Annotated in this window: 9 protein-coding genes, 1 tRNA gene and 2 pseudogenes; 9 read left to right on the top strand and 3 right to left on the bottom strand. The window is 58.4% G+C overall.

The features are described from left to right. Positions 1-179 precede the first annotated feature (179 nt). Positions 180-866, bottom strand: a complete 687-nt coding sequence (locus ACTHNE_RS15105; RefSeq protein ID WP_324944156.1) for an acid phosphatase — start codon at positions 864-866, stop codon at positions 180-182. Further along, positions 866-3,106: a TonB-dependent receptor gene (locus ACTHNE_RS15100; RefSeq protein ID WP_440269680.1), complete on the bottom strand. Its 2,241-nt coding sequence runs from the start codon at positions 3,104-3,106 to the stop codon at positions 866-868. Before ACTHNE_RS15100 ends, ACTHNE_RS15105 begins: the two co-directional genes overlap by 1 nt. Before the next feature lie 304 nt (positions 3,107-3,410). Here ACTHNE_RS15100 and ACTHNE_RS15095 point away from each other — a divergent pair, with 304 nt between their 5' ends. The 9 genes and pseudogenes from ACTHNE_RS15095 (at position 3,411) to ACTHNE_RS15055 (ending at position 11,064) form a co-directional block, all read left to right on the top strand. Continuing rightward, on the top strand, positions 3,411-4,748 hold the full coding sequence (locus tag ACTHNE_RS15095) for a replication-associated recombination protein A (RefSeq protein ID WP_324945545.1): 1,338 nt from the start codon (positions 3,411-3,413) through the stop codon (positions 4,746-4,748). 215 nt (positions 4,749-4,963) lie between these two features. Next, complete coding sequence (locus ACTHNE_RS15090) at positions 4,964-5,539, top strand: hypothetical protein (protein ID WP_324945547.1); 576 nt, start codon at positions 4,964-4,966, stop codon at positions 5,537-5,539. Between the two features lie 72 nt (positions 5,540-5,611). Beyond that, a complete protein-coding gene (gene serS, locus ACTHNE_RS15085; RefSeq protein WP_440269679.1) occupies positions 5,612-6,892 on the top strand; it encodes a serine--tRNA ligase in 1,281 nt (426 codons plus the stop codon). Further along, a complete protein-coding gene (locus ACTHNE_RS15080) occupies positions 6,889-7,266 on the top strand; it encodes an LrgA (protein ID WP_324945553.1) in 378 nt (125 codons plus the stop codon). Before serS ends, ACTHNE_RS15080 begins: the two co-directional genes overlap by 4 nt. A 260-nt stretch (positions 7,267-7,526) precedes the next feature. After that, positions 7,527-7,616, top strand: a tRNA-Ser gene (locus ACTHNE_RS15075). Positions 7,617-7,964: 348 nt separating this feature from the next. Then, the gene (locus tag ACTHNE_RS15070) at positions 7,965-8,201 is read left to right on the top strand and encodes a hypothetical protein (RefSeq protein WP_440269678.1); all 237 of its coding nucleotides are present in this window, start codon (positions 7,965-7,967) and stop codon (positions 8,199-8,201) included. A gap of 32 nt (positions 8,202-8,233) precedes the next feature. Next, positions 8,234-8,797, top strand: coding sequence for a hypothetical protein (locus ACTHNE_RS15065; RefSeq protein WP_440269677.1), 564 nt, complete (start codon positions 8,234-8,236; stop codon positions 8,795-8,797). Between the two features lie 212 nt (positions 8,798-9,009). Continuing rightward, positions 9,010-9,393: pseudogene (locus ACTHNE_RS15060) on the top strand (transposase); the annotation flags it as partial. A gap of 159 nt (positions 9,394-9,552) precedes the next feature. After that, entirely contained in the window at positions 9,553-11,064 is a 1,512-nt protein-coding gene (locus tag ACTHNE_RS15055; RefSeq protein ID WP_440269676.1) for a glycosyl hydrolase family 28-related protein, read from the top strand. Between the two features lie 156 nt (positions 11,065-11,220). On the opposite strand, the pseudogene ACTHNE_RS15050 reads toward ACTHNE_RS15055, so the two are convergent. Beyond that, positions 11,221-12,426 (bottom strand): annotated as a pseudogene (locus ACTHNE_RS15050) (IS4 family transposase). Positions 12,427-12,607 lie beyond the last annotated feature (181 nt).

The following is a 12,607-nucleotide window of genomic DNA, read 5'->3' as shown; positions in this document are numbered from 1 at the left end:
CTATCGTCATTTCATCCTGCCGCGCCCCACGTAGGTTGGGCTGCAAACCCCAACGTCGCCCTCTCCATACGTTCGGACGTTGGGGTTTGCACCCCAACCTACGAGGATTCCCCTTGACGCGAATGCATAGTGCGTAGGCTGGGTTAGCGCAGCGTAACCCAGCTTATTCGCACCCTCACTCAAGGCAACCCCAACGCTTTCCTCAACTCACCACGCGCAGCGTTGTAATCCCCTTGCCACTGCGCATCACGAAGTATCTGCGCCGCAATCACAGTGCCCGCCAGCTTGCCCGCTTCCAGATCGCTAGGAAAATGCGCTCCCATCACGATGCGATGCTGCGCATAAAGATCCGCGCGCGCAAAAATCTCCGCACGCTTTTCCGGCAGCATGTTCGCCAGCAGCACTGCCGTGGTGTAGCCGAAGGTGGCGTGTCCGCTGGGATAGCTCCAGTCGCCGTTCTTTTCCTGCGACAAAGGATGCACCTGGCTGGATACCACCGAAGGCCGCGGCCGGTGGAAATACGCCTTAGCCTGCTTCACTTGCGCCTTGTCGAACTTGGCCACGCGATCGAAAAACGCCGCCGTCTTCGGCAACGTGGCAGGTTGTGCGGCCAAACCGATGGCATCGGCAAAGCGGAACATGGAATGCTCCACGTCCGCCTTGGCCGCAGCCATCTCCTGCGCGGTGCGCGACTTTTGCACAGCCAGCAAGGCATCCAGGTCCTGCGTGGCCGCAGCCGAACCTGCTGCCGGCGGAGGCGGCAGCAGGTTCGACACTTCGACGACAGCAACCTGCCCACCATCGCCATCGGCCAGTGCGGGCTGGCCGATCAGAAGCATGCATAACACGAACGCAATGCGTTTCATCAGAACAGGTCCGCCGACACGGTGAAGTTGAAGTTACGCGCCGGGATGGTGAAGTACAACGGGGTGTTGTCCTGGCCGGTGACGCCAGCCAGATAGTTGATGGTGGTGTTGTTGAACAGGTTATTGATCTGCACGCCGATCTTGAAGTCCTTCACGTCGCTGATGTGCGGGTCGAATGTGTAGCTGGCGGCGAAATTGGTCACTGCGTAGCCGCCGATCGGCGTGTCATTTTCCGCATTGGCCGTGTAATACGTCTTGCCGACGAACTTGTCGACCAGCGATGCGTAGATGGGACCCTTGCTGTAGATGAAACCCAGCGCGGCAGTCTTGTGTGGCGTATTCGCGTTCCACTGGTTATCGGCAGTCTGAATGGCGCGGTTGAGCGAACCGTTGGCGTACACGCTGAACCCACCGCCCAGCATGTAGGTGCCTTCCAGCTCGACGCCTTTGTAGTGCACGCCGCCGCCGTTGTAGAAATAGGTGAGGCCGCCAACCTTGTGGCTCTGCACGAAGTTGTTGAAGTTGATCTTGTAGACGTCAGCCGACAGCGTCAGGCGGTCGCTGCTCCAGGTGGTGCCGAGCTGGATATTGGTGGTTTTTTCCGGCGCTACAGCGCTATCGGAGAAGGCGGGATTGGGCACGTAGAGCAGGTTGAGGTTTGGTGCCAGGAAGCCCTTGGCCCATTGCGCGTAAGCCGTCCAGTTTGAGGTAAACGCATAGTGGAACGCGGCCGAGGGCAGGGTGACGTTCCAGTCCTTGGAGTAGTTCAGCGGCGTTCCCGTCTTCTGGTTCACCGAGGCATCGAGGTTGCGCTTGAAGTAGTTGTACTTCGCGCCGCCGACGAAATACGCGTTGTCGGTGATGTTCCACTGGTATTCGACGAACGGCTGGATCGTCACCAGCGAGTCGTTCATGCGGCGATCGGCCGCAGCTTCCTGCAAGGTCGGCGCACTGGTGTTGACGATCGGGTTGAAGACGTTGAGCGTATCGTCGAATTCGTACAGCCAGCGGATATCGTCCTGATGGTCGTACCACACGCCGGTACGCAGCTCACCCGGGCCGATCTCCTTGCTTAGACGGAAGATGTCGCCCCACGAACGGTTCGTATTGCGCATGTGCTGGCCGGGCACGTTGTCCGGGCCATAGGCAGTGCCATTGGGCGTTTCGCCATTCGGATCTACGCCGTTGAAGCCGAAATGGTTGTAGCCGTAGGTGTAGGTCTTGTTGTCGATGGTCCAGCCGGAGAACTCCGAATGCAGGCCGACATAGGCCATGTTCGTGTTGATCTCGTCCTTGTTGTAGCGGTAATAGGCCTGGCTGGTCGGATCGTTGTTCAATCCATAGTTGACGCCGTACTGCGCGATCTGCGCCTTGGTAGCGCCGAACGGCACATATTGGTTGAGCTTGTTCCACATCGCCGCGAAGGTCAGCGTGGTGTTTTCGCCAAGCGGCTGCACCACCTTGGCGAACACGCTCTGGCGGCGCTGGCCGGCGTAGGTGAGGTAGCCATCCGAATCGCCGTTCTGCAGATTGATCACGGCGCTGGTGCCGCTGCTGGTAAAGCGGCCGGTATCGATGCGCGCGCCTTCCACCGCGGTATCCCAGCTGCCGAAGCTGATGTAAGGATTGATGTTGAACTCGTTCTTGGGATTGATCGATTCCACGCCAATGGTGCCGCCGAACGTGGCATTACCCAGCGTGCTGGCCGTACCCGGGCCACGGTCGACCACCACACTGCTGGTTTCCTGGTTGGTGAAGTACGACGTGGAGTGGTGCGTGAAATCGTTGGAGTCCATCCACGGAATGCCATCGAACGTCACGTTGTACTGGCCGTCCTGGAAGCCGCGAATGGACACCACTGCCGCCTCCATCAAGCCGGCGCCGTTCGGCGTCACTGTGTACACGCTGGGCGCGATGGAGGCGACGTCGGTGTAGTCGCCGGTGGGCGGAACGTTTTCCTGGATGTAGGTGCTACCGATGATCGACTGCGGCTGCGTCGCCACGGTCGAGCCTTGCGTGGGCGCAATGGAACTCACCGCCGTATTGGCCGTTACCTGCATCCCGGCCAGGGTTTTGGCATTTTGTGATGACGCACTGGCATCGGCATTATCGACCGCGCTGGGACCGCTGGCGGCAGCGGCCGTGTCTTGTGCATGGATGGGTGCGGCGATGCTCAACGCGACGCCCAGGGCGAGATAGATCGACGAACGGCGGTACAGCGCAAGTGTCGATGATGTCATTTTTTTTTTCCGGTATCGGCTGGGGTTGAGAAAGGCCGACACCGTAGAGAGCGTCTATGACATTTCAGTAACAATTACATTAAATTGAAGCCTTTGATAACGCGAAAGAAAATGCGCTAAGGCTGCCCTAAGCTTTGCATTATGGATGCAATGAAACCGCTTGTTTCATGCGCCGGATTAAGCCTGGTCTAAGCTTCGCACCATTAATGCAACAAATGATTTTCGGATAATAGTCGGCCCGCTTTTTGGCCAGCAAGCGCCGTGCCACCGAGGCGCCCGCTGCCCAATGTCCTATCATCGGCCGATGGAACGACGCGACGTACATACCCCGCAACTGTTCGACAGCGACGCGGAAGAGCTCAAGCCCCTGGCCGAGCGCATGCGGCCGCGCAGCCTTGACGAGATCGTCGGCCAGCAACGCCTGCTCGCGCCGGGCAAGGCGCTGCGCCGCGCGCTGGAAGCAGGGCGCGTGCATTCGATGGTGCTGTGGGGCCCGCCCGGTTGCGGCAAGACCACGCTGGCGCTGCTGGTGGCGCGTTATGCGGAGGCGGATTTCCGCGCGATTTCCGCCGTGCTGTCCGGCCTGCCGGACGTGCGCAAGGCCTTGGCCGAAGCAGAAGTGAATTTCGCGCAAGGGCGGCGCACCGTGCTATTCGTCGATGAGGTGCATCGCTTCAACAAGGCGCAGCAGGATGCCTTCCTGCCGCATATCGAGCGCGGCGTGATCATCTTCGTCGGCGCCACCACCGAAAACCCATCGTTCGAATTGAATTCCGCATTGCTGTCACGCTGCCGCGTGCACGTGCTGGATGCGGTATCGGTGGATGACATCGTGGCCGCCTTGCGCCGCGCGCTTGCCGATGCCGAACGCGGCCTGGGCGCGCTGCAACTGGACGTGGCCGAGTCCGCGTTGCGCCTGATCGCCCAGGCTGCCGATGGCGACGTGCGCCGCGCGCTGACGCTGCTGGAAATCGCCGCCGAACTGGCCGACGGTCACACCATCGACGAAGTCACGCTGGAACAGGTACTGGCCGATCGCACACGCCGCTTCGACAAAGGCGGCGAGCAGTTCTACGACCAGATCTCCGCACTGCATAAATCCGTGCGCTCCTCCGATCCCGATGCCGCCGTGTACTGGCTTACGCGCATGCTCGACGGCGGCTGCGATCCGCTCTACCTCGCGCGCCGCATGACGCGCATGGCGGTTGAAGATGTGGGCCTGGCCGAACCGCGCGCCTGGCGCATGGCGCTGGATGCGTGGGATACCTACGAGCGCCTCGGCAGCCCCGAAGGCGAACTGGGCCTGGCGCAACTGGCCATCTGGCTGGCGATCGCGCCCAAGAGCAATGCTGCCTACATGGCCTACAACAAGGCGCGCGAAATCGTCGGCAAAACCGGCACGCTGGAAGTGCCGATGCATTTGCGCAACGCACCGACCAAGCTGATGAAAGGCCTGGGCTACGGCAAAGGCTATCAATACGACCACGATGCGGAAGGCGGCATCGCGCTCGACCAGCAATGCCTGCCGGATGCGCTCACGGGTACCGAGTTCTACGAACCGGTGGAGCGCGGCTTGGAATTGAAGCTGCGCGAGAAGCTGCTGGCGCTGCGCGAGGCAAGAAAGCAGGCGCGGAAATCGTAGGAAAAGAGCTTATGCACGATTCCCATACTGGCGAGAATCTCAAGTAGGTTGGGTTAGCGAAGCGTAACCCAACGCATGCCTGGGGAATCGTTGGGTTACGCTTCGCTAACCCAACCTACCCATTACGGTCGCCCGGCAAACCTTCGCCAGACCGTTTGCACTCGTCCCGCCCAGCGCCTAGATTCCTCCCACCATCCAAACGGGAAGGGGCAGCCATGCGCATCCTCGTCGCCGCCATCTTCGGCGGCATCGTCATGTTCTTCTGGGGCTTCGTCGCGCACATGCTGCTGGGCCTGGGCAATCCCGGCATCCACCAGCCCGTGCACGAAGACGTGGTGCTCAGCAGCCTGCACGAAGGCTTGGGCGACACACCCGGCGTGTACATCCTGCCCAGCTTCGATCCCAAGCAATGGAACGACCAGTCCGCCCGCGCCGCCTATGCGAAAAAATCCAGCAGTTCCCCGTACGCCTGGGTGGTCTATCTGCCGCAAGGCGAGGACATGACCGACATGCACCGCCAGCTTCCGCGCCAATGGGCGTCCGACACCTTGGCCGCGCTGGCACTGGCCTGCGTGATGGGGCTGGCCGCCATCGGTTTCGCCAGGCGTATGGGCATCGCCGCTGCCGCAGCCGTGTTCGCCTGGTTGTCGGTGCTGGTGCCGTATTGGAACTGGTATCGCTTCCCCGGCGCGCTGACCTGGGCGGCGCTGGCCGAGCAACTGGTCGGCTGGCTGCTGGCCGGCGCGGTGATGGCCTGGTGGATCGGGCGCGGGGAGCGCAAACCTGCCTAGCCGCTCGCATTGCGACGGTAGCGGCCCGACAGCGATAATCCCGCGTTCTCGCCCAAACTTTTGGATCCGAACATGCTGGACCCCGCACTGCTGCGTTCGCGCCTGGCCGAAACCGCCGCGCGCCTGAAGGAAACCCGTGGCTTCACGCTGGACGTGGCGGCCGTGGAAGCGCTGGAAAGCCAACGCAAGCAGCTCTCCACCGAAACGCAGGATCTACAGAACCTGCGCAACACCCGCTCCAAGGCCATCGGCCAGGCCAAGGCCAAGGGCGAGGACGTCGCCCCATTGATGGCCGAGGTCGCCGGCATCGGCGACAAGCTCAAGGCCAACGAACATGCCCTGGCCGAGGTGCAGGCCAAGCTGGCCGACATCGCGCTGGGCATTCCCAACCTGCCGCACGAATCCGTGCCGCTGGGCCAGGACGAAAACCACAACCAGGAAATCAGCCGCTGGGGCTTGCCGCGTCAGTTCGATTTCCCAGTGAAGGATCACGTCGACCTTGGCGCCCGCCACGGCTGGCTGGATGGCGAAGCCGGCGCCAAGCTCTCCGGTGCACGCTTCACCGTGATGCGCGGCCAGCTTGCGCAACTGCACCGCGCGCTCGCGCAATTCATGCTCGACCTGCACACGCGCGAACACGGCTATCTGGAATGCAACGTGCCGCTGCTGGTCAACGCCGAAAGCATGCAAGGCACTGGCCAGTTGCCCAAGTTCGAAGAAGACCTGTTCGCCACGCAAGTGGGTGACACCAGACGCTACCTGATTCCCACTGCCGAAGTCTCGCTCACCAACCTCGTGCGCGACACCATTCAAGATGTCGACGCACTGCCGCTACGCTTCACCGCACACACCCCATGCTTCCGCGCCGAAGCTGGCAGCTACGGCCGCGACGTGCGTGGCATGATCCGCCAGCATCAGTTCGAAAAAGTGGAAATGGTGCAGATCGCACGCCCCGAGGATTCCTACGCGCAACTGGAAGAAATGGTCGGCCACGCCGAAAAAGTGCTGCAGAAACTCCAATTGCCGTACCGCAAGATGATGCTGTGCACCGGCGACATGGGCTTCAGCGCCGCCAAGACCTACGACCTGGAAGTGTGGCTGCCCAGCCAGAACACCTACCGCGAAATCTCCAGCTGCTCCAACTGCACCGATTTCCAGGCACGCCGCATGCAAGCGCGCGTGCGCAACCCGGAAACCAACAAGCCGGAACTGGTGCACACCCTCAACGGCTCGGGTCTTGCTATCGGCCGCACGCTGATCGCCGTCATGGAGAACTACCAGAACGCCGACGGCTCCATCACCGTGCCCGAAGCCTTGCGCCCCTACATGGCCGGCGCGGAGAAAATTGCGTGACCACCGCGGCGAGCCGCTCATGGGACAAGGTGGAGTTCTACTCCAGCTACTTCCTGATGATCGTGCTCGCCTCCGTGATCGGCACGCGCTTGAGTTTCGCCAGCGTGTGGCAAATCCCCACGCTCGACCTGATCTTCAGCCTCATCGCCCTCGCGCTGGTGCTGGCCAGTTTTTGGATCGCCCGCAAGCGCCGCATCTGGCGCCTGTGGATCATCGCCTTCGCCACCGCCACGCAACTGCTGCCGATGGTGCTGCGCTATCCAGCCACATTGTTCCCGCTGCTGGGCGCGCTGGTACCGGTGGCGATCACGGTCTGGGCGCTGGTGGCGTTGTCGCGGAAGGGGCGGCCCGGTTCGCAGGCGCGGGATTCCTGATAGGATTGGCGGCCTTGCGGGCGAGTCTGCATACGCGGAATCGTCGCCCCGGCGAACGCCGGGGTCCAGCGACTTTCACGGAACTCGCATACAAAATATGGAGAGATGGCCGAGTGGTTTAAGGCAGCAGTCTTGACGCGAAGGCAGGATGCCGAAGCGAACATCGGCGAAGCCGATGGCCCCGAAGGGGCGGAGGGCAGGATGCCCGGAGTCAAACTGCCGTAGAGGTGCGCAAGGCGCACCTGCGCGAAAAGTAAAACGGAGAGATGGCCGAGTGGTTTAAGGCAGCAGTCTTGAAAACTGCCGTAGGTGTAAGCCTACGGTGGGTTCTACTCCCACTCTCCCCGCCACCCAATAAAAACGCGCCCCAGGTGGGCGCTTTTTTATTGGGTGGCGGAGAGAGTGGCCATGATGAGAACCCATCCGGTTCGACAAATTCGTCTGAAACGAATTTGGACAGCCGAAGGCTGGCCCTGGAGCGCGCAGCGCGGAAGGGTGAGGCCCATGGATGGGCCGAACAATCCCACTCTCTCCGCGCGCCGCTTTGCGGCGCTTTCGGCGCGCCAGAAACAAATTGCCATGTTCGACCTGTTCGCTATTCCTCATAACCGCAAGTGCTCCATAATCAGCACCGCCTGGAATGATTCCAGAAATCATCCTCTAACCGATTTGCCCGGCTGCATCAAAAGGAGTTTGTCATGTCGATTAGCCTTCCAAAAGGCAAGTTCACGGTCATTGGCCCGGACGAAATCTGGAAGCTGTACAACGATTTGCACGGAATATTTAGAGGCGGCGGAAATTCGGCCGCGCCAAAAATTTTTCGTGCCGATGGGCCAAGAAGGAAGGACTTGGACGTAAGGCCAGACCCGGAAACCGGATTGGAAATGGTGTATCCGAACGTCACGAAAGGTCTTTCCTTTGCCGACAGCGTGTAAACGTTGGCGGCGAAATCGCTGGAAGGTCAAGTGTGGATCATCCCAAGGGGAAGCAGGATCCCAAAGGGTTTGGTGTTCAACGTAAAAGACTACGACCATCCTTTGCTCAACGTCTCCGAACCCATGTCGGTAATTCAATTGACTGCGCTGCTTACGGAGCTGGCATCGATGATGAAACCATGCGACGTCAAAATCGACAGATTCGGCAAGATCATCGAGAACTATCCAGGCGCGCTAAAAAAGGTAGTCAACGCATGATCAAACGAGAAGTGCTCATGCCAATCGAGCTAATCCAAGAGATAGCGGAAATTGTTCACAAGGAAGGCTACACGTCATTGATGGATGCGTTCCCCGATGAGCATGTCCAGCCTCCTATCTTTCTCAGCGAAGAAGAGGCTCGCGACCTTATCGATCTTGCGGTTATCGAAAAGAAGAAGGCTCGACTAAGATTTCCTTATTATGATGATGAACATCCGAAGTACGACGAGAAGCACGAAGCGGAGTTCGATGACGTGCAGATGGGCATCTATGAGAAGACCATTTATTACGTTGAGTCGGCCTTCAAGAAAGGAAGCTTCGACCACTTGTTGAAGTGACAGTCGTTGTGAAGCGAAAAGGGCTGGAGGCGATTGAGGTTGATAACTACCTCCGGCCCTGAGGTTTCCTCACGTTTCGCACTAGTCAATCAATAAGTTGCATCTATTCGAGGTGGCGAAACAGTGCGCGCATGGCGCATTCTTCAAAGCGACCAAGCAACAAAGAGTGCCGACCCATGCGCGCAAGCGGAGTATTGCAGAAGTGTCTTTCACAGTCGTTAGGTGCCATGCATGCCTTAGTGAGCATCTATGCCAAGCGTATGCAGATCGAAATGTCGTTTCGGGATCTGAAGTCGCACCGGTATGGCCAAGGTTTTGAAGACAGTCTTACGCGCAAGGGAGCACGCATCGAGATCTTGCTGCTGGTTCATGCCTTGGCATCGTTTGCCAGTTGGCTCGCTGGGCTGGCTTGCGATGCATCAGGAATCGCCGATTGGCTGTCACCTATAAAATCAAAGCGAAAACTCTATTCCGTGCTCCTTGTAGGGCGCGAAGCATTGGTCAGGCAATGGCCCATCGAACCATCGTGGTTAGGCCTTGCAAGACTGCGATCACTTGTCGGCGGCACTCTTGATGGCATGCATGGTTCACTATGAAAAACGTGGGGAAACCTCAGCCTCCGGGCCCTTATACCCTTATTCTACAGACGCGCCACTGACGTAAAATCATTTGGGGAGGGACAACGTAGCAGCCGAAAACTTGGTTCGTACTGTGGTGATGGTCTATTCCAGACAGCGCTCAACAGGGAGGCATCTATGGAAAGGCGTAAGTTCATACAAGGCGCTTCGGTTATTGCAGCCATGACTCTGGCGGCGCAAGCAAAGGCACAAGGAAGCTCTTCCTCTGCCTGCATCAACATCAAGGACTTTGGCGCAGTAGGGAATGGTTCCACTGACGACACTGCAGCCTTTCAGGCCGCATGGACATACGCTGCTCAGGTAACGGGAACCCCCGGTGTAGTAATGAAAATTCCTGCGGGCAAGTACTTGATCTCGCAACCGCTGGTTTGGGACATGTCGTCCGTCTCCGGGCTGGACGGAAACGGGCGTGTGTCGATTGTTGGTGACGGCGCACATTGCACATCACTTGTCTTCAACAGCGCTTCGGCCAATAGCACGTTCGTCACTCTAACAGGCGGTGATTGGTCATCGGGTGGTTCGGAGCTCAGGATGGTAATAGGTGGTTTCAAACTGGAAGGGTTGAGCCCTGATACATCAGTGGGACAAACAGGCCTGCTTTTGGACCATCTAATCGACATAACTGTTTCTGACCTTCAAGTCGTTGCGTTTACAACAGGTTGTTCATTAGTGGATGCCATCGGAATTTTGTTCGAGCGCTGTGCCTTCAATTATTGCAGCTACGGTACATATGGCGAACAGAACCCTAACAGCGGTGCAACGACTGGTTCGACTCCCAACGAAATTGTGTTCCTTTCCTGCCATTGGATTGCCAATCGGCAACACGGGGCCCTCTTTTCTGGAGGGTCTGAGCTGACCTTTGTGGGTGGCTCATTTGAAGGAAATGGCCAGATGGGTTCGTGGACCAGCGAAGCCCAACGCTACGCAGTACGATTCAGTAACGCCGGTAGCTATGGCGTCGCCGCTGTCATCATGCAAGGGGTCCACTTTGAAGGCAACGGGAATGTTGCCGATGTCTGGATCGATCACTATCTTCACAACGCTTCTTACACCTTCACAGGTTGCGACTTCACGCGAAACGGCGCCGCCTCAGTGCAGGCAATGAATTGTATTCGCCTTGATACAACCGGCAATACCAAAGCCCAGTTGAACTGTTTTGGTTGCGGGTTTGATGACGTGAATGGTGCCACCGGAACAACGTCGAACCGCTATGTGGCGTATGGAGCCGTCACTGGCAATCTTCATAACGCTTCGATGGTTGGGAATATTTATGGGCAGAGCGGCGCAGCGCCAGTTCTTGACGGCACGGTTAGCGGCACTAATGCCATGGCCTCGGCATGGGTGGATTTCAACGGCAACTTATCCGGGCCAAGTGCAATCGCTGCCGCATTTAACGTCGCGTCCGTAACTCAGCTTGCTACTGGGACATATGAAATCCAATTCTCCAGGCCAATGGCAAATTCTCTTTTCGCAATCTCCGGCATGTTAGCGACTGCTCCCGGTTTCCTTGTTCTCAATAACAGGAATGCCTCACAGGTCACTGTGCAGACCTACAACACACAAGGGGCACTTGCCAACTTTGGGGAGATCTCTGTAGTGGTCTATGGCGGTGGCTCGGTTACCGAATAGTTATAAGGCCGGATTAAGTCAGCGAGTCAGCATGCCCATCAAGGCGATCACATGGAACGACGCAAATTTATTCAAAGGGCATCGGTCGTAGCTGCAATGGCGATAGCCTCGCAAACAAGGCGCAAAGCAACTCAGCAGCTGAGGTTTCCCCACGTTTCATGCCGCAAATCCCATCTGCTCGAGCACGTCGTGAGGAAGGGATTTTAACGACTCCAAACATTGTGTCGGAGATCCCAGGGGCCACCGTCTAACCAACGCCTCTCTTCCTGTGCGCAATACCGAATAGATTTTCCGTTTTGCGCTATGCGGAGCGAGCCATGCACCCATATCCATCGCTTCAGCGGCCATTCCCGTGATCCAACTCGCAAACGAAGCCAATGCGCTCAGCAGCAACAAGACCTCAATGCGGCGGTCTTTGCGGCTCAGGCTATCCTCGAACGCCTGGCCGTAGCGGTGTGACTTCAGATCGCGAAACGACAGCTCAATCTGCATGCGTCGTCGGTAGAGTTTGACCAACTGACGCGCGCTCAACGCCAACTCCGGCGACGCCACGATTAACCAGGGATCGCGCTCACGCGCTGCGGCCTGACGACTGAGCTTGCTGCGCGCCACCTCCCCGAAACACGTGCGATGTTTACGACCGCGCGGCACCTTGCGGTAAAGCACCAAGCACCCAAGCAGCGGGTCGCTTTGCGTCATCATCATTAAACCCAAATCCTGTGGCGCTGAGGTGGCCAAGAGGTACAGCGAGCGGCAAGGAAGCCAGCATGATGGATCGCTGATCGTGTCAGGCCGGGTCAGGAATGTGCGGTGGCGCAAACGTCCGACCCAATACCATCCCATCGCTTCCACTCCACGAAACCATGGGTTGCGAAAGCCCGCATCGGTGCCACGATGGGTTTGCACGCCGGAGGAACCAGCTGCTTGAGGCGATGGAGGAATAGCTTCTCTGCTGCCGGCGTACCTTGCTGCTTACCCGAAAACACCATATCCAGTATCGTGAGTGTCCGTCCACCGACGGGTACAGCTGCACGCAACAGGCACCAGGATTTATTCGCCTTCAGATCCGACCAGTCCACCACGATCACCGGCCGAGGACTACACAATAGCCAGCGCGCCATGTTGGTATAAATGTGCTCGCGTTCGGCATGCAGATAGGGATTGCTTAGCAATCGATCCAACGCTTTCATCGGGGCGCGCACTTTTTTCAGCGCCGGGCCATGCGCGAGCTATATCCATCAAAGTAAGTCGCCAACAGCCAAGCAACGCATCGACAGCGCGTAAGAGCACGCCCGCTCTGGACCTGTATATGGTCCCTAGTGAGGTCGACAAACACTTCTGCAATACTTGGCCTGCGCGCATGGGTCGGCAATCGTCTTTTGGTTTCGTCGCCAAGAAGATTGCGCCATGCGCGCACCTTCATCAACCCAATGTGTGGCCTAACACATTGAGGCTACGATAAAAAATGTGGAGAAACCTCAGGGCCGAAGGAAGTTAGGCAGGCTCAATAACTTCCAGCTCTTTGGCCTGGGCTGCGCGATGT

Origin of the sequence: Dyella sp., assembly GCF_051954575.1 — a bacterium.
GTDB lineage: Bacteria > Pseudomonadota > Gammaproteobacteria > Xanthomonadales > Rhodanobacteraceae > Dyella_B.
The sequence above is the reverse complement of the archived record's forward strand: the minus strand, read 5'-3'. Positions and strand labels throughout refer to the sequence as shown.

Coding starts and splice junctions, on each gene's coding strand:
- ACTHNE_RS15100 (WP_440269680.1), bottom strand. CDS start 3,106: ATGACATCATCGACACTTGCGCTGTACCGCCGTTCGTCGATCTATCTC.
- serS (WP_440269679.1), top strand. CDS start 5,612: ATGCTGGACCCCGCACTGCTGCGTTCGCGCCTGGCCGAAACCGCCGCG.
- ACTHNE_RS15090 (WP_324945547.1), top strand. CDS start 4,964: ATGCGCATCCTCGTCGCCGCCATCTTCGGCGGCATCGTCATGTTCTTC.
- ACTHNE_RS15070 (WP_440269678.1), top strand. CDS start 7,965: ATGTCGATTAGCCTTCCAAAAGGCAAGTTCACGGTCATTGGCCCGGAC.
- ACTHNE_RS15095 (WP_324945545.1), top strand. CDS start 3,411: ATGGAACGACGCGACGTACATACCCCGCAACTGTTCGACAGCGACGCG.
- ACTHNE_RS15055 (WP_440269676.1), top strand. CDS start 9,553: ATGGAAAGGCGTAAGTTCATACAAGGCGCTTCGGTTATTGCAGCCATG.
- ACTHNE_RS15105 (WP_324944156.1), bottom strand. CDS start 866: ATGAAACGCATTGCGTTCGTGTTATGCATGCTTCTGATCGGCCAGCCC.